Source organism: Serratia grimesii NBRC 13537, assembly GCF_001590905.1.
Classification (GTDB): Bacteria; Pseudomonadota; Gammaproteobacteria; order Enterobacterales; family Enterobacteriaceae; genus Serratia; species Serratia grimesii.
The window spans coordinates 12,034-25,522 of sequence record NZ_BCTT01000025.1 but is presented as its reverse complement, the minus strand read 5'-3'; the positions used below and the strand labels follow the sequence as shown (position 1 = coordinate 25,522).

Annotated in this window: 28 protein-coding genes; all 28 read left to right on the top strand. The window is 49.6% G+C overall.

What is annotated here, in order from left to right; all coding sequences use genetic code 11:
• Positions 1-129: 129 nt before the first annotated feature.
• The 28 genes from bfd (at position 130) to rpsD (ending at position 13,488) form a co-directional block, all read left to right on the top strand.
• Positions 130-324, top strand: a complete 195-nt coding sequence (gene bfd / locus SGR01S_RS23285; RefSeq protein ID WP_061808702.1) for a bacterioferritin-associated ferredoxin — start codon at positions 130-132, stop codon at positions 322-324.
• A 73-nt stretch (positions 325-397) separates the two neighbouring features.
• Positions 398-862, top strand: a complete 465-nt coding sequence (gene bfr / locus SGR01S_RS23280; RefSeq protein ID WP_037425876.1) for a bacterioferritin — start codon at positions 398-400, stop codon at positions 860-862.
• 405 nt (positions 863-1,267) lie between these two features.
• Positions 1,268-1,579, top strand: a complete 312-nt coding sequence (gene rpsJ, locus SGR01S_RS23275) for a 30S ribosomal protein S10 (protein ID WP_001181005.1) — start codon at positions 1,268-1,270, stop codon at positions 1,577-1,579.
• 32 nt (positions 1,580-1,611) lie between these two features.
• Entirely contained in the window at positions 1,612-2,241 is a 630-nt protein-coding gene (rplC, locus tag SGR01S_RS23270) for a 50S ribosomal protein L3 (protein WP_037425873.1), read from the top strand.
• 10 nt (positions 2,242-2,251) lie between these two features.
• The gene (rplD, locus tag SGR01S_RS23265) at positions 2,252-2,857 is read left to right on the top strand and encodes a 50S ribosomal protein L4 (protein WP_004929779.1); all 606 of its coding nucleotides are present in this window, start codon (positions 2,252-2,254) and stop codon (positions 2,855-2,857) included.
• Positions 2,854-3,156, top strand: coding sequence for a 50S ribosomal protein L23 (rplW, locus tag SGR01S_RS23260; RefSeq protein ID WP_004951179.1), 303 nt, complete (start codon positions 2,854-2,856; stop codon positions 3,154-3,156). Before rplD ends, rplW begins: the two co-directional genes overlap by 4 nt.
• Before the next feature lie 18 nt (positions 3,157-3,174).
• A complete protein-coding gene (rplB, locus tag SGR01S_RS23255; protein WP_037425869.1) occupies positions 3,175-3,999 on the top strand; it encodes a 50S ribosomal protein L2 in 825 nt (274 codons plus the stop codon).
• 14 nt (positions 4,000-4,013) lie between these two features.
• Positions 4,014-4,292, top strand: a complete 279-nt coding sequence (gene rpsS / locus SGR01S_RS23250; RefSeq protein ID WP_004929772.1) for a 30S ribosomal protein S19 — start codon at positions 4,014-4,016, stop codon at positions 4,290-4,292.
• 14 nt (positions 4,293-4,306) lie between these two features.
• Positions 4,307-4,639 carry a 50S ribosomal protein L22 gene (rplV, locus tag SGR01S_RS23245; protein WP_004391423.1) on the top strand — a complete coding sequence of 111 codons (333 nt, stop codon included), beginning with the start codon at positions 4,307-4,309 and terminating at the stop codon, positions 4,637-4,639.
• A gap of 17 nt (positions 4,640-4,656) precedes the next feature.
• Positions 4,657-5,355: a 30S ribosomal protein S3 gene (gene rpsC, locus SGR01S_RS23240; protein WP_004951172.1), complete on the top strand. Its 699-nt coding sequence runs from the start codon at positions 4,657-4,659 to the stop codon at positions 5,353-5,355.
• A 12-nt stretch (positions 5,356-5,367) separates the two neighbouring features.
• Positions 5,368-5,778 (top strand): 50S ribosomal protein L16, encoded by a 411-nt coding sequence (rplP, locus tag SGR01S_RS23235; RefSeq protein ID WP_004951171.1) that lies wholly within the window; start codon positions 5,368-5,370, stop codon positions 5,776-5,778.
• Complete coding sequence (gene rpmC / locus SGR01S_RS23230) at positions 5,778-5,969, top strand: 50S ribosomal protein L29 (RefSeq protein WP_004951169.1); 192 nt, start codon at positions 5,778-5,780, stop codon at positions 5,967-5,969. The genes rplP and rpmC overlap by 1 nt, the downstream gene beginning before the upstream one ends.
• The gene (gene rpsQ / locus SGR01S_RS23225; protein ID WP_037425866.1) at positions 5,970-6,224 is read left to right on the top strand and encodes a 30S ribosomal protein S17; all 255 of its coding nucleotides are present in this window, start codon (positions 5,970-5,972) and stop codon (positions 6,222-6,224) included.
• A 171-nt stretch (positions 6,225-6,395) separates the two neighbouring features.
• Complete coding sequence (gene rplN, locus SGR01S_RS23220) at positions 6,396-6,767, top strand: 50S ribosomal protein L14 (protein ID WP_020837240.1); 372 nt, start codon at positions 6,396-6,398, stop codon at positions 6,765-6,767.
• A gap of 10 nt (positions 6,768-6,777) precedes the next feature.
• Positions 6,778-7,092, top strand: coding sequence for a 50S ribosomal protein L24 (gene rplX, locus SGR01S_RS23215; RefSeq protein WP_020837239.1), 315 nt, complete (start codon positions 6,778-6,780; stop codon positions 7,090-7,092).
• 14 nt (positions 7,093-7,106) lie between these two features.
• On the top strand, positions 7,107-7,646 hold the full coding sequence (rplE, locus tag SGR01S_RS23210; RefSeq protein WP_004951155.1) for a 50S ribosomal protein L5: 540 nt from the start codon (positions 7,107-7,109) through the stop codon (positions 7,644-7,646).
• A 13-nt stretch (positions 7,647-7,659) separates the two neighbouring features.
• Entirely contained in the window at positions 7,660-7,965 is a 306-nt protein-coding gene (rpsN, locus tag SGR01S_RS23205) for a 30S ribosomal protein S14 (RefSeq protein ID WP_037425862.1), read from the top strand.
• A 30-nt stretch (positions 7,966-7,995) separates the two neighbouring features.
• Positions 7,996-8,388, top strand: coding sequence for a 30S ribosomal protein S8 (rpsH, locus tag SGR01S_RS23200; RefSeq protein ID WP_037425859.1), 393 nt, complete (start codon positions 7,996-7,998; stop codon positions 8,386-8,388).
• A 14-nt stretch (positions 8,389-8,402) separates the two neighbouring features.
• Complete coding sequence (gene rplF / locus SGR01S_RS23195; protein ID WP_020837235.1) at positions 8,403-8,936, top strand: 50S ribosomal protein L6; 534 nt, start codon at positions 8,403-8,405, stop codon at positions 8,934-8,936.
• A 9-nt stretch (positions 8,937-8,945) separates the two neighbouring features.
• Positions 8,946-9,299 (top strand): 50S ribosomal protein L18, encoded by a 354-nt coding sequence (rplR, locus tag SGR01S_RS23190; protein WP_037425856.1) that lies wholly within the window; start codon positions 8,946-8,948, stop codon positions 9,297-9,299.
• Between the two features lie 14 nt (positions 9,300-9,313).
• Positions 9,314-9,817 (top strand): 30S ribosomal protein S5, encoded by a 504-nt coding sequence (gene rpsE / locus SGR01S_RS23185; protein ID WP_004951140.1) that lies wholly within the window; start codon positions 9,314-9,316, stop codon positions 9,815-9,817.
• Between the two features lie 2 nt (positions 9,818-9,819).
• The gene (gene rpmD, locus SGR01S_RS23180) at positions 9,820-9,999 is read left to right on the top strand and encodes a 50S ribosomal protein L30 (RefSeq protein WP_002213339.1); all 180 of its coding nucleotides are present in this window, start codon (positions 9,820-9,822) and stop codon (positions 9,997-9,999) included.
• 3 nt (positions 10,000-10,002) lie between these two features.
• Positions 10,003-10,437, top strand: a complete 435-nt coding sequence (gene rplO, locus SGR01S_RS23175) for a 50S ribosomal protein L15 (protein ID WP_037425848.1) — start codon at positions 10,003-10,005, stop codon at positions 10,435-10,437.
• A gap of 7 nt (positions 10,438-10,444) precedes the next feature.
• On the top strand, positions 10,445-11,776 hold the full coding sequence (gene secY / locus SGR01S_RS23170) for a preprotein translocase subunit SecY (protein ID WP_004929740.1): 1,332 nt from the start codon (positions 10,445-10,447) through the stop codon (positions 11,774-11,776).
• A gap of 34 nt (positions 11,777-11,810) precedes the next feature.
• Positions 11,811-11,927 carry a 50S ribosomal protein L36 gene (rpmJ, locus tag SGR01S_RS23165; RefSeq protein WP_002227352.1) on the top strand — a complete coding sequence of 39 codons (117 nt, stop codon included), beginning with the start codon at positions 11,811-11,813 and terminating at the stop codon, positions 11,925-11,927.
• Between the two features lie 146 nt (positions 11,928-12,073).
• Positions 12,074-12,430 carry a 30S ribosomal protein S13 gene (rpsM, locus tag SGR01S_RS23160; RefSeq protein WP_020837231.1) on the top strand — a complete coding sequence of 119 codons (357 nt, stop codon included), beginning with the start codon at positions 12,074-12,076 and terminating at the stop codon, positions 12,428-12,430.
• Between the two features lie 16 nt (positions 12,431-12,446).
• Positions 12,447-12,836, top strand: a complete 390-nt coding sequence (gene rpsK / locus SGR01S_RS23155) for a 30S ribosomal protein S11 (RefSeq protein WP_004951128.1) — start codon at positions 12,447-12,449, stop codon at positions 12,834-12,836.
• A gap of 31 nt (positions 12,837-12,867) precedes the next feature.
• The gene (gene rpsD, locus SGR01S_RS23150) at positions 12,868-13,488 is read left to right on the top strand and encodes a 30S ribosomal protein S4 (protein WP_004951125.1); all 621 of its coding nucleotides are present in this window, start codon (positions 12,868-12,870) and stop codon (positions 13,486-13,488) included.
• The last annotated feature ends 1 nt before the right edge of the window (position 13,489 follow it).

The window sequence follows — 13,489 nt, the reverse complement described above, 5'->3', positions numbered from 1 at the left end:
GTATAATTTTTCGACACAAAAAAGAGGGCACTTCGGTGCCCTTTTTTTATGCAATCTGGTCAAATCTTAATTGAAATAAAAAGCATTCCTATTTAGACTTACAACATTGGTTAAGAAGTGAGTCTCTCTATGTATGTATGCCTGTGTAATGCCGTGACTGACAAAGCGATTCGTAAAGCCGTGCGTCAGCACAACCCGCATACCATGAAACAACTGCGTGAACTTGTGCCAATTGGTACCGATTGCGGAAAGTGCATTCGTCAGGCAAGACAGATTATGGTGGAGGAAAGCGGAACCATTATTGCTATGCACGAAGTTGCCTAACTAAAGGTAAGGTTATTTTTGACTCTTGGCTTACAGCTTCTACACTTTTAGAACTGGTCAGGAGGAATTACCTATGAAAGGCGATAAAAAGATCATTGCTCACCTCAACAAACTGCTCGGTAACGAGCTGGTTGCCATCAATCAATATTTCTTGCACGCCCGAATGTTCAAAAATTGGGGATTAACACGCCTCAATGATAAGGAATACCACGAGTCGATTGATGAAATGAAGCATGCCGATCGCTACATCGAACGTATTCTGTTTCTGGAAGGCATCCCGAATTTGCAGGATCTCGGCAAGCTGAATATTGGCGAAGATATCGAAGAAATGCTGCGTTCGGATTTGGCCCTGGAGTTGAGCGGCGCCAAGAACCTACGTGAAGGCATCGCTTATGCCGATTCTATTCATGACTATGTCAGCCGTGATTTGATGATAGAGATCTTGGCTGATGAAGAAGAGCATATCGACTGGCTAGAGACCGAACTGGATTTGATTGCACGTCTGGGTATCCAGAACTACGCCCAAGCACAGCTTTAGGAAAATAAACACCGTTTCCCCACTCAACGACGATGCTCCCCGGCCGGCAAGTGTTTTCTCCGGTAGGGCGGGGGAGCAACGGCAACGCGTTATTGTACTCCTCCGCATACACCGATCTCTGTTCTGCCCTTCGTCACTTAAAGTGCCCATCTGTAAAAGATGCCGATATCCTGAGCATATTTCCATCTGTGTCTTGCTTCTCGCTCTGTTTTGCGTATAATGCGCGGGCTTACCTAATCTTGGTAAGCCTGATTTTAGCGAATCAGTCGATTGGCAGGTACGTTTTGCCCTTCGAACAATACTCCCGATATGGGGGTTATATGTTGACGATTACACTCCCCCATCAATCGAAATGGGTGTGAGGAGTAATTATTTACGTTTATAAATAATTGGAGCTCTGGTCTCATGCAGAACCAAAGAATCCGTATCCGCCTGAAAGCGTTTGATCATCGTCTTATCGATCAATCAACCGCGGAAATCGTCGAGACTGCAAAGCGCACTGGTGCGCAAGTCCGTGGTCCGATCCCGCTGCCAACTCGCAAAGAGCGCTTTACCGTTCTGATCTCTCCGCACGTTAACAAAGACGCGCGTGATCAGTACGAGATTCGCACTCACAAGCGTCTGGTTGACATCGTTGAGCCAACCGAGAAAACCGTTGATGCTCTGATGCGTCTGGATCTGGCTGCTGGTGTAGACGTGCAGATCAGCCTGGGTTAATCAGGTCATTGAGCGATTGAGAGGTTGAAACAATGATTGGTTTAGTCGGTAAGAAATTGGGCATGACTCGTATCTTCACTGAAGATGGCGTTTCTATCCCAGTAACCGTGATTGAAATTGAAGCGAACCGCGTGACTCAGGTTAAAGACCTGGCTAACGACGGGTACCGTGCCGTTCAGGTTACTACCGGTAGCAAAAAAGCTAACCGCGTAACCAAACCGGAAGCGGGCCATTTCGCTAAAGCTGGCGTCGAAGCTGGCCGTGGTCTGTGGGAATTCCGCCTTGCAGAAGGTGAAGAGTTCACTACAGGTCAGAACATCAGCGTAGAAATCTTCGCTGAAGTTAAAAAAGTCGATGTTACCGGTACTTCTAAAGGTAAAGGTTTTGCTGGCACTGTAAAGCGCTGGAACTTCCGTACCCAAGACGCTACCCACGGTAACTCCTTGTCTCACCGCGTTCCGGGTTCTATCGGTCAGAACCAGACTCCGGGCAAAGTGTTCAAAGGCAAGAAAATGGCTGGCCACCTGGGTGACGAGCGTGTAACCGTTCAAAGCCTGGACGTAGTACGTGTTGACGCTGAGCGCAACCTGCTGCTGGTTAAGGGTGCTGTACCGGGCGCAACCGGTGGCAACCTGATCGTTAAACCAGCTGTGAAGGCGTAAGGGGATAGCAATGGAATTAGTATTGAAAGACGCGCAAAGCGCGCTGACTGTTTCCGAAACTACCTTCGGTCGTGACTTCAACGAAGCGCTGGTACACCAGGTTGTTGTTGCTTATGCAGCAGGTGCCCGTCAAGGTACTCGTGCTCAGAAGACCCGTGCTGAAGTAACTGGTTCCGGTAAAAAACCGTGGCGCCAGAAAGGTACCGGCCGTGCGCGTTCAGGTTCTGTAAAGAGCCCGATCTGGCGTTCAGGTGGCGTGACCTTTGCTGCTAAGCCTCAGGACCACAGTCAGAAAGTTAACAAAAAGATGTACCGCGGCGCGCTGAAAAGCATCCTGTCCGAACTGGTACGTCAAGATCGTCTGATCGTTGTCGAGAAGTTCTCTGTAGAAGCGCCTAAAACTAAGCTGCTGGCACAGAAACTGAAAGATATGGCTCTGGAAGATGTGCTGATCGTGACCGGTGAACTGGATGAGAATCTGTTCCTGGCAGCTCGCAACCTGTACAAGGTTGACGTGCGCGATGTAGCAGGTATCGACCCGGTTAGCCTGATCGCCTTCGACAAAGTGGTTATGACTGCTGATGCTGTGAAGCAAGTTGAGGAGATGCTGGCATGATCCGTGAAGAACGTTTGCTGAAAGTGCTGCGTGCACCGCACGTATCTGAAAAAGCATCCGCTGCGATGGAAAAAAGCAACACCATCGTACTCAAAGTTGCCAAAGACGCGACCAAAGCAGAAATTAAAGCTGCAGTGCAGAAACTGTTTGAAGTCGAAGTCGAAGACGTTAACACCCTGGTAGTTAAAGGGAAAGTGAAGCGTCACGGTCAGCGTGTTGGTCGTCGTAGCGACTGGAAAAAAGCTTACGTCACCCTGAAAGAAGGCCAGAATCTGGACTTCATCGGCGGCGCAGAGTAAGTCGGAGGAGTAAGAACAATGGCAATTGTTAAATGTAAACCTACATCTCCGGGTCGTCGCCACGTTGTTAAAGTGGTTAACCCTGAGCTGCACAAGGGTAAACCTTATGCCCCGCTGCTTGAGAAACTGAGCAAAAGCGGTGGTCGTAACAACAATGGCCGTATCACCACCCGTCATATCGGTGGTGGCCACAAGCAACATTATCGTCTGGTTGACTTCAAACGCAACAAAGATGGTATCCCTGCTGTGGTTGAGCGTCTGGAGTACGATCCGAACCGTTCCGCGAACATCGCGCTGGTTCTGTACAAAGACGGCGAACGCCGTTACATCCTGGCGCCGAAAGGCCTGAAAGCTGGTGACCAGATCCAATCTGGTGTTGATGCTGCAATCAAAGCAGGTAACGCCCTGCCAATGCGCAACATCCCAGTGGGTTCAACGGTTCATAACGTAGAAATGAAACCAGGTAAAGGCGGCCAGATGGCTCGTTCTGCTGGTGCCTACGTTCAGATCGTTGCACGTGATGGTTCCTACGTAACTCTGCGTCTGCGCTCAGGCGAAATGCGTAAAGTTCCAGTTGATTGCCGCGCCACCTTGGGTGAAGTCGGTAACGCTGAACATATGCTTCGCGTTCTGGGTAAAGCAGGTGCTGCACGTTGGCGTGGTGTTCGTCCTACCGTTCGCGGTACGGCGATGAACCCGGTAGATCACCCGCACGGTGGTGGTGAGGGTAAAAACTTTGGTAAACACCCAGTAACACCATGGGGCGTTCAGACCAAAGGTAAGAAAACCCGCAGCAACAAGCGTACTGATAAGTTCATCGTACGTCGCCGTAGCAAAAAATAATTAGAGGATAAGCCATGCCACGTTCTCTCAAGAAAGGTCCTTTTATTGACCTGCACTTGCTGAAGAAGGTAGAGAAAGCGGTGGAAAGCGGTGACAAGAAGCCTTTGCGCACTTGGTCCCGTCGTTCAACGATCTTTCCTAACATGATCGGTTTGACCATCGCTGTCCATAATGGTCGTCAGCACGTACCAGTGTTCGTTTCCGATGAAATGGTCGGTCACAAACTGGGTGAATTCGCGCCGACTCGCACTTATCGCGGCCATGCGGCTGATAAAAAAGCTAAAAAGCGCTAAGGTAGGAGGAAGAGATGGAAACTATCGCTAAACATCGCCACGCTCGTTCTTCTGCACAGAAGGTCCGCCTTGTTGCAGACCTGATCCGCGGTAAGAAAGTGTCGCAAGCTCTGGAAACTCTGGCCTACACCAACAAGAAAGCTGCTGGTCTGGTTAAGAAAGTGCTGGAGTCTGCCATTGCTAACGCAGAACACAACGATGGCGCTGACATCGATGATCTGAAAGTCACGAAAATCTTCGTAGACGAAGGCCCAAGCATGAAGCGCATTATGCCGCGTGCAAAAGGTCGTGCAGATCGCATCCTGAAGCGCACCAGCCACATTACTGTGGTTGTGTCCGATCGCTGAGACTCTGGAGACTAGCAATGGGTCAGAAAGTACATCCTAATGGTATTCGCCTGGGTATTGTCAAACCTTGGAACTCTACTTGGTATGCGAATACCAAAGAATTCGCTGACAACCTGGACAGCGACTTTAAAGTTCGTCAATTCCTGATTAAGGAACTGGCGAAAGCTTCCGTTTCTCGCATCGTTATCGAGCGTCCTGCGAAGAGCATCCGTGTGACTATTCACACTGCTCGTCCAGGCATCGTTATCGGCAAGAAAGGTGAAGATGTCGAAAAACTGCGTAAGGTCGTAGCGGATATCGCTGGCGTTCCTGCGCAAATTAACATCGCCGAAGTCCGTAAACCGGAACTTGACGCTAAATTGGTTGCTGACAGCATCACTTCACAGCTGGAACGTCGCGTTATGTTCCGTCGTGCTATGAAGCGTGCTGTACAGAACGCAATGCGTCTTGGCGCTAAAGGTATCAAAGTTGAAGTAAGCGGCCGTCTTGGCGGTGCTGAAATCGCGCGTACCGAATGGTACCGTGAAGGTCGTGTTCCGTTGCATACACTGCGTGCGGATATCGATTACAACACATCTGAAGCGCACACCACTTATGGTGTAATCGGCGTTAAGGTATGGATCTTCAAAGGTGAGATCCTGGGTGGTATGGCTGCAGTTGAACAACCGGAACCGGCTGCTCAACCTAAAAAGCAGCAGCGTAAAGGCCGCAAGTAAGGAGAGTCGCTGATGTTACAACCAAAGCGTACAAAATTCCGTAAGATGCACAAAGGCCGCAACCGTGGTCTGGCGCAGGGTACGGATGTTAGCTTCGGCACTTTCGGTCTGAAAGCTGTTGGCCGTGGCCGTCTGACTGCTCGTCAAATCGAAGCAGCTCGTCGTGCAATGACTCGTGCAGTTAAGCGTCAAGGTAAAATTTGGATCCGTGTATTCCCGGACAAACCAATTACCGAGAAGCCGCTCGAAGTGCGTATGGGTAAAGGTAAGGGTAACGTGGAGTATTGGGTTGCCCTGATCCAACCTGGGAAAGTCCTGTACGAAATGGACGGTGTACCAGAAGAGGTCGCCCGTGAGGCATTCAAGCTGGCTGCAGCTAAATTGCCGATCAAAACCACCTTTGTAACTAAGACGGTGATGTAATGAAAGCACAAGAGCTGCGTGAAAAAAGCGTTGAAGAGCTGAACACTGAGCTGCTCAACCTGCTGCGTGAGCAATTTAACTTGCGCATGCAGGCGGCAAGTGGCCAGCTGCAACAAACTCACCTGTTGAAACAAGTGCGTCGTAATGTCGCACGCGTTAAGACTTTACTGACTGAAAAGGCGGGTGTGTAAATGACTGATATTAACCGTACCCTGCAGGGTCGTGTTGTTAGTGACAAAATGGAGAAATCCATGGTTGTTGCTATCGAGCGCACGGTGAAGCACCCGATCTACGGGAAATTCATCAAGCGTACGACCAAGCTGCACGTACATGACGAGAACAACGAATGTGGTATCGGCGACGTGGTAGAAATCCGCGAATGCCGTCCACTGTCTAAGACTAAGTCCTGGACGTTGGTTCGCGTTGTAGAGAAAGCGATTCTGTAATAGAGTAGCTGGCTCTCACTTAATAAACGGCTCAGAAAATGAGCCGTTTATTTTTTCTACCCATACTCTGGAAGCGGTGTTATAATGCTGCGCCCTCGGTAATGGGGCTTTTCAACGGCCTAAAGTTTTCTTAGGTCTTAAAGTAGTAGTTGACATTAGCGGAGCACTAAAATGATCCAAGAACAGACTATGCTGAACGTCGCCGACAACTCCGGTGCACGTCGCGTAATGTGTATCAAGGTTCTAGGTGGCTCGCACCGTCGCTACGCAGGCATCGGCGACGTCATCAAAATTACCATCAAGGAAGCAATTCCTCGCGGTAAGGTGAAGAAAGGCGATGTGCTGAAGGCGGTAGTGGTGCGCACCAAGAAGGGTGTACGTCGCCCGGACGGTTCTGTCATTCGCTTCGATGGTAATGCATGCGTTATTTTAAACAATAACAGCGAGCAGCCTATCGGTACGCGTATTTTTGGGCCGGTAACTCGTGAACTGCGTAATGAGAAGTTCATGAAAATTATCTCTCTGGCACCAGAAGTACTCTAAGGAGCGAACCATGGCAGCGAAAATCCGTCGTGATGACGAAGTTATCGTTCTTACCGGGAAAGACAAAGGTAAGCGCGGTAAAGTAAAAAATGTCCTGTCTGCTGGCAAGGTCATTGTTGAAGGTATCAACCTGGTTAAGAAACATCAGAAGCCGGTTCCGGCCCTGAACCAACCAGGTGGCATTGTTGAAAAAGAAGCTGCAATTCAGGTTTCTAACATTGCTCTCTTCAACACGGCTACCGGTAAGGCTGACCGTGTAGGCTTTAGATTCGAAGACGGGAAAAAAGTCCGTTTCTTCAAATCTAACAGCGAAACTATCAAGTAATTTGGAGTAATACGATGGCGAAACTGCATGATTACTACAAAGACGAGGTAGTCAAACAACTGATGTCTCAGTTTGATTACAACTCTGTCATGCAAGTCCCTCGGGTCGAGAAGATCACCCTGAATATGGGTGTTGGTGAAGCGATCGCTGACAAGAAACTGCTGGATAACGCAGCAGCTGATCTGGCAGCTATCTCCGGTCAAAAGCCGTTCATCACCAAAGCACGCAAATCTGTTGCAGGCTTCAAAATCCGCCAGGGCTATCCGATCGGCTGTAAAGTAACTCTGCGTGGCGAACGCATGTGGGAGTTCTTTGAGCGTCTGATTTCCATTGCTGTTCCACGTATCCGTGACTTCCGTGGCTTGTCCGCTAAGTCATTCGATGGCCGTGGTAACTACAGCATGGGTGTGCGTGAGCAAATCATCTTCCCAGAAATCGACTACGACAAAGTCGATCGCGTTCGTGGTTTGGATATTACCATTACCACTACTGCGAAATCTGATGATGAAGGCCGCGCGCTGTTGGCTGCTTTTAACTTCCCGTTCCGTAAGTAAGGCAGGGTTACTGATGGCTAAGCAATCAATGAAAGCACGCGAAGTCGTTCGCGTGAAACTGGCTGACAAGTACCGCGCTAAACGCGAGGAACTGAAAGCTATCATTTCTGGTGTGAACTCATCCGACGAAGATCGTTGGGATGCTGTTCTCAAGCTGCAAACTCTGCCGCGTGATTCCAGCCCGTCTCGTCAGCGCAAGCGCTGCCGCCAAACTGGCCGTCCACATGGTTATGTGGGCAAATTCGGGTTGAGCCGTATCAAGTTACGTGAAGCCGCTATGCGCGGTGAAGTACCTGGCTTGAAAAAGGCTAGCTGGTAATTACCAATTGAATCACGGGAGTAAAGACAGATGAGCATGCAAGATCCGATCGCGGATATGCTGACCCGTATCCGTAACGGTCAAGCCGCGAACAAAGTTGCGGTCACCATGCCTTCCTCCAAGCTGAAAGTGGCAATTGCCAAACTGCTGAAGGATGAAGGTTTTATTGAAGATTTCAAAATCGAAGGCGACGCCAAGCCTGTTCTGGAACTGGTACTGAAGTACTTCCAGGGCAAGGCAGTGGTAGAAAGCATTCAGCGAATCAGCCGTCCAGGTCTGCGCATCTATAAGAAAAAAGATGAGCTGCCAAAAGTTATGGCCGGTTTGGGTATCGCTGTTGTTTCTACCTCTAAAGGTGTTATGACCGATCGTGCAGCTCGCCAAGCAGGTCTTGGTGGCGAGATTATCTGCTACGTAGCTTAATTCGGGAGGAAAGAATGTCTCGTGTTGCAAAAGCACCCGTCGTCATTCCTGCCGGCGTAGAGGTAAAACTCAACGGTCAGGTTATTTCGATTAAGGGTAAGAACGGCGAGCTGACTCGTACTGTCCATGACGCCGTTGAAGTGAAGCAAGAAGCTAACGCACTGACTTTCGCCCCGCGCGAAGGTTTTGCTAACGCCTGGGCCCAAGCGGGTACTACGCGCGCTCTGCTGAACGCAATGGTAGTTGGTGTTACCGAGGGCTTCACCAAGAAGCTTCAACTGGTAGGTGTTGGTTATCGTGCTGCAGTTAAAGGCAACGTGGTGAATTTAGCCTTAGGCTTCTCTCACCCGGTCGATCACCAGCTGCCAGCAGGTATTACTGCTGAATGCCCAAGCCAAACTGAAATCGTGCTGAAAGGCGCTGATAAACAAGTTATTGGCCAGGTTGCTGCAGATCTGCGTGCCTACCGCCGTCCTGAGCCTTACAAAGGCAAGGGTGTCCGTTACGCCGACGAAGTCGTGCGTACCAAAGAGGCTAAGAAGAAGTAAGGTAACACTATGGATAAGAAATCTGCTCGTATCCGTCGTGCGACCCGCGCACGCCGTAAGATCAAAGAACTGGGTGCAACCCGCCTGGTGGTACATCGTACCCCGCGTCACATTTACGCACAGGTAATTGCGCCAAATGGTTCTGAAGTACTGGTAGCCGCTTCTACTGTAGAAAAAGCTATCACAGAGCAATTGAAGTATTCCGGTAACAAAGACGCAGCAGCAGCAGTAGGTAAAGCACTGGCTGAACGTGCGTTGGAAAAAGGGATCTCTAAAGTTTCCTTTGACCGTTCCGGTTTCCAATATCATGGTCGAGTCCAGGCACTGGCAGATGCTGCCCGTGAAGCTGGCCTTCAGTTCTAAGGAAGAGGTTTAAGATGGCTCACATCGAAAAACAAGCTGGCGAACTGCAGGAAAAGCTGATCGCGGTAAACCGCGTATCTAAAACCGTAAAAGGTGGCCGTATTTTCAGCTTTACCGCACTGACAGTAGTTGGTGATGGTAACGGTCGCGTTGGTTTTGGCTACGGCAAAGCACGCGAAGTTCCGGCAGCGATCCAGAAAGCGATGGAAAAAGCCCGTCGCGCTATGATTAATGTTGCTTTGAATAGCGGTACTCTGCAGCACCCTGTAAAAGGTGCTCACACAGGTTCCCGTGTATTCATGCAACCAGCTTCCGAAGGTACCGGTATCATCGCCGGTGGTGCAATGCGCGCCGTCCTGGAAGTTGCAGGGGTTCATAACGTATTAGCTAAAGCATATGGTTCTACTAACCCGATCAACGTGGTTCGTGCAACTATTGCTGCTTTGGAAGATATGAAATCCCCAGAAATGGTCGCTGCTAAGCGTGGTAAGTCCGTCGAAGAAATTCTAGGGAAATAACCATGGCAAAGACTATTAAAGTAACTCAAACAAAAAGCAGCATCGGCCGTTTGCCAAAGCACAAGGCAACCCTGATCGGTTTAGGTCTGCGTCGTATTGGTCATACTGTAGAGCGTGAGGATACTCCTGCTGTACGTGGTATGGTCAACTTGGTTTCCTACATGGTTAAGGTTGAGGAGTAACAGATGCGTTTAAATACTCTGTCTCCGGCTGATGGTGCCAAGCATGCGCCGAAGCGTGTAGGTCGTGGTATTGGTTCTGGCCTGGGTAAAACCGCTGGTCGTGGTCACAAAGGTCAGAACTCACGTTCTGGCGGTGGCGTACGTCGTGGTTTTGAAGGTGGTCAGATGCCTTTATATCGTCGTTTGCCGAAATTCGGCTTCACCTCTCGCAAAGCTATGATCACGGCAGAAGTTCGTCTGTCTGAGCTGGCTCTTGTTGAAGGCGACGTAATCGACCTGAACACGCTGAAAGCCGCTAACGTTGTTGGTGTCCAGATCGAATTCGCGAAAGTTATGCTTTCAGGCGAAATCGCTCGTCCGGTTACCCTGCGTGGTCTGCGTGTCACCAAAGGCGCTCGTGCTGCTATCGAAGCTGCTGGCGGTAAAATTGAGGAATAAGTAGCAGATGGCTAAGCAACCAGGATTAGATTTTCAAAGTGCTAAAGGCGGGCTCGGCGAGCTGAAGCGCAGACTTTTGTTTGTAATCGGCGCGCTGATTGTCTTCCGTATCGGCTCTTTTATTCCGATTCCTGGTATCGATGCCACTGTGCTTGCCAAATTGCTCGAGCAGCAGAGAGGCACTATCATTGAAATGTTTAACATGTTCTCTGGTGGTGCCCTCAGCCGTGCTTCTATCTTTGCTCTGGGGATCATGCCGTATATTTCGGCGTCGATCATTATCCAGCTGTTAACGGTGGTTCATCCAGCGTTGGCAGAAATTAAGAAAGAAGGGGAGGCTGGCCGTCGCAAGATTAGCCAGTACACCCGTTACGGTACGCTGGTGTTGGCCATATTCCAGTCGATCGGTATTGCTACTGGTCTGCCGAATATGCCTGGTATGCAGGGTCTGGTGTTAAACCCAGGCTTTGCATTCTACTTTACTGCAGTAGTGAGTCTGGTTACCGGGACAATGTTCCTGATGTGGCTGGGCGAACAGATTACTGAACGCGGTATCGGTAACGGTATCTCGATCATTATCTTCGCAGGTATTGTAGCGGGACTCCCGCCGGCAGTGGCCCATACTATTGAGCAAGCCCGGCAAGGCGACCTGCACTTCCTCCTGTTGCTGTTGGTTGCAGTATTGGTGTTTGCAGTAACCTTCTTCGTTGTTTTCATCGAACGTGGTCAACGTCGTATCGTCGTTAACTATGCGAAGCGTCAACAAGGTCGTCGTGTTTATGCAGCACAGAGCACACACTTACCGTTGAAAGTGAATATGGCAGGGGTTATCCCGGCAATCTTCGCTTCCAGCATTATTCTGTTCCCTGCCACGATTGCATCATGGTTTGGGGGCGGTACCGGTTGGAACTGGCTGACAACGATTTCGCTGTATTTGCAGCCAGGGCAACCGCTTTATGTGTTACTCTATGCGTCTGCAATCATCTTCTTCTGTTTCTTTTACACGGCGTTGGTTTTCAACCCGCGTGAGACAGCAGATAACCTGAAGAAGTCCGGTGCCTTCGTACCAGGAATTCGTCCGGGAGAGCAAACGGCGAAGTACATCGATAAAGTAATGACGCGTTTAACCCTGGTGGGCGCGATGTACATTACTTTCATCTGCCTGATCCCGGAGTTCATGCGTGATGCAATGAAAGTACCATTCTACTTTGGTGGTACCTCGCTACTGATCGTGGTTGTCGTCATCATGGACTTTATGGCTCAAGTGCAAACTCTGATGATGTCAAGTCAGTACGAGTCTGCATTGAAGAAAGCAAACCTGAAAGGCTATAACCGCTAATTCAGGTGCGTTTGAGAAGTTACGGAGAGTAAAAATGAAAGTTCGTGCTTCCGTCAAGAAATTATGTCGTAACTGCAAAATCGTTAAGCGTAACGGTGTCGTTCGTGTGATTTGCAGCGCCGAGCCGAAGCATAAACAGCGTCAAGGCTGATTATCTCGCATATTTTTCTTGCAAAGTTGGGTTGAGCTGGCTAGATTAGCCAGCCAATCTTTTGTATGTAGCTGCAACATTATTTGAGTATCCTGAAAACGGGCTTTTCAGAATGGTGTTGCCGTATAAAATAGTAGGAGTGCATAGTGGCCCGTATAGCAGGCATTAACATTCCTGATCATAAACATACCGTAATCGCCTTAACGTCGATCTTCGGAATCGGTAAAACCCGCTCACAGTCTATCTGTGCTGCTACGGGTATTGCTGAACATGTTAAGATCAGTGAGCTGTCTGAAGAGCAAATTGAACAGCTGCGTGAAGCAGTCGCCAAATTCACTGTAGAAGGTGATTTGCGTCGTGAAGTTACCCTGAGCATCAAGCGTCTGATGGATCTTGGTACTTACCGTGGTTTGCGTCATCGTCGTGGTCTGCCAGTTCGCGGTCAGCGTACGAAGACCAACGCACGTACCCGTAAGGGTCCGCGTAAACCAATCAAGAAATAATCAGGGTGATTGAATAATGGCAAAGGCACCTGTTCGTACACGTAAGCGTGTAAGAAAACAAGTCTCTGACGGCGTGGCTCATGTCCATGCTTCTTTCAACAACACCATTGTAACTATTACCGATCGTCAGGGTAATGCATTGGGTTGGGCAACTGCCGGTGGTTCTGGTTTCCGTGGTTCTCGTAAGTCAACTCCGTTTGCAGCTCAGGTTGCAGCCGAGCGTTGTGCTGACGCAGTAAAAGAATACGGTATCAAGAACCTGGAAGTTATGGTTAAGGGACCGGGTCCGGGTCGCGAATCAACTATTCGTGCACTGAACGCCGCAGGTTTCCGCATCACTAATATTACTGATGTGACTCCTATCCCTCACAACGGTTGTCGTCCGCCGAAAAAGCGTCGCGTATAACGTTAGCTTTTAGGTTTGTTGGAGAAAGAAAATGGCAAGATATTTGGGTCCTAAGCTCAAGCTTAGCCGCCGTGAGGGCACAGACTTGTTCCTTAAGTCTGGCGTTCGCGCGATCGATACCAAGTGTAAAATTGAGCAACCGCCTGGTCAACACGGTGCGCGTAAACCGCGTCTGTCTGACTACGGTGTACAGTTACGTGAAAAGCAAAAAGTTCGCCGTATGTACGGTGTTCTGGAGCGCCAGTTCCGTAACTATTACAAAGAAGCAGCACGCCTGAAGGGCAACACCGGTGCAAACCTGTTGCAACTGCTGGAAGGTCGTCTGGACAACGTTGTTTACCGTATGGGCTTCGGCGCTACTCGTGCAGAGTCACGTCAGTTGGTTAGCCACAAAGCAATTATGGTAAATGGTCGCGTTGTTAACATCGCTTCTTATCAGGTATCTCCGAATGACGTAGTCAGCATCCGCGAGAAGGCTAAAAAGCAATCTCGTGTTAAAGCTTCTCTGGAGCTGGCTGAGCAGCGTGAAAAGCCGACCTGGCTTGAAGTTGATGCTGCTAAGATGGAAGGCGTGTTCAAGCGTATGCCTGAACGTACCGATCTGTCTGCGGACATTAACGAACACCTGATCGTCGAGCTTTACTCCAAGTAAG

Excerpts from the sequence above, each read along its gene's own strand:
- rpmC (WP_004951169.1), top strand. The coding sequence starts at position 5,778 with ATGAAAGCACAAGAGCTGCGTGAAAAAAGCGTTGAAGAGCTGAACACT.
- rpsJ (WP_001181005.1), top strand. The coding sequence starts at position 1,268 with ATGCAGAACCAAAGAATCCGTATCCGCCTGAAAGCGTTTGATCATCGT.
- rplF (WP_020837235.1), top strand. The coding sequence starts at position 8,403 with ATGTCTCGTGTTGCAAAAGCACCCGTCGTCATTCCTGCCGGCGTAGAG.
- bfd (WP_061808702.1), top strand. The coding sequence starts at position 130 with ATGTATGTATGCCTGTGTAATGCCGTGACTGACAAAGCGATTCGTAAA.
- secY (WP_004929740.1), top strand. The coding sequence starts at position 10,445 with ATGGCTAAGCAACCAGGATTAGATTTTCAAAGTGCTAAAGGCGGGCTC.
- rplN (WP_020837240.1), top strand. The coding sequence starts at position 6,396 with ATGATCCAAGAACAGACTATGCTGAACGTCGCCGACAACTCCGGTGCA.
- rplO (WP_037425848.1), top strand. The coding sequence starts at position 10,003 with ATGCGTTTAAATACTCTGTCTCCGGCTGATGGTGCCAAGCATGCGCCG.
- rpsH (WP_037425859.1), top strand. The coding sequence starts at position 7,996 with ATGAGCATGCAAGATCCGATCGCGGATATGCTGACCCGTATCCGTAAC.
- bfr (WP_037425876.1), top strand. The coding sequence starts at position 398 with ATGAAAGGCGATAAAAAGATCATTGCTCACCTCAACAAACTGCTCGGT.
- rpmJ (WP_002227352.1), top strand. The coding sequence starts at position 11,811 with ATGAAAGTTCGTGCTTCCGTCAAGAAATTATGTCGTAACTGCAAAATC.
- rpsK (WP_004951128.1), top strand. The coding sequence starts at position 12,447 with ATGGCAAAGGCACCTGTTCGTACACGTAAGCGTGTAAGAAAACAAGTC.
- rplW (WP_004951179.1), top strand. The coding sequence starts at position 2,854 with ATGATCCGTGAAGAACGTTTGCTGAAAGTGCTGCGTGCACCGCACGTA.
- rpmD (WP_002213339.1), top strand. The coding sequence starts at position 9,820 with ATGGCAAAGACTATTAAAGTAACTCAAACAAAAAGCAGCATCGGCCGT.
- rplR (WP_037425856.1), top strand. The coding sequence starts at position 8,946 with ATGGATAAGAAATCTGCTCGTATCCGTCGTGCGACCCGCGCACGCCGT.
- rplE (WP_004951155.1), top strand. The coding sequence starts at position 7,107 with ATGGCGAAACTGCATGATTACTACAAAGACGAGGTAGTCAAACAACTG.
- rplB (WP_037425869.1), top strand. The coding sequence starts at position 3,175 with ATGGCAATTGTTAAATGTAAACCTACATCTCCGGGTCGTCGCCACGTT.
- rplX (WP_020837239.1), top strand. The coding sequence starts at position 6,778 with ATGGCAGCGAAAATCCGTCGTGATGACGAAGTTATCGTTCTTACCGGG.
- rplV (WP_004391423.1), top strand. The coding sequence starts at position 4,307 with ATGGAAACTATCGCTAAACATCGCCACGCTCGTTCTTCTGCACAGAAG.
- rplD (WP_004929779.1), top strand. The coding sequence starts at position 2,252 with ATGGAATTAGTATTGAAAGACGCGCAAAGCGCGCTGACTGTTTCCGAA.
- rpsQ (WP_037425866.1), top strand. The coding sequence starts at position 5,970 with ATGACTGATATTAACCGTACCCTGCAGGGTCGTGTTGTTAGTGACAAA.
- rpsD (WP_004951125.1), top strand. The coding sequence starts at position 12,868 with ATGGCAAGATATTTGGGTCCTAAGCTCAAGCTTAGCCGCCGTGAGGGC.
- rpsN (WP_037425862.1), top strand. The coding sequence starts at position 7,660 with ATGGCTAAGCAATCAATGAAAGCACGCGAAGTCGTTCGCGTGAAACTG.
- rpsC (WP_004951172.1), top strand. The coding sequence starts at position 4,657 with ATGGGTCAGAAAGTACATCCTAATGGTATTCGCCTGGGTATTGTCAAA.
- rplP (WP_004951171.1), top strand. The coding sequence starts at position 5,368 with ATGTTACAACCAAAGCGTACAAAATTCCGTAAGATGCACAAAGGCCGC.
- rpsE (WP_004951140.1), top strand. The coding sequence starts at position 9,314 with ATGGCTCACATCGAAAAACAAGCTGGCGAACTGCAGGAAAAGCTGATC.
- rplC (WP_037425873.1), top strand. The coding sequence starts at position 1,612 with ATGATTGGTTTAGTCGGTAAGAAATTGGGCATGACTCGTATCTTCACT.
- rpsS (WP_004929772.1), top strand. The coding sequence starts at position 4,014 with ATGCCACGTTCTCTCAAGAAAGGTCCTTTTATTGACCTGCACTTGCTG.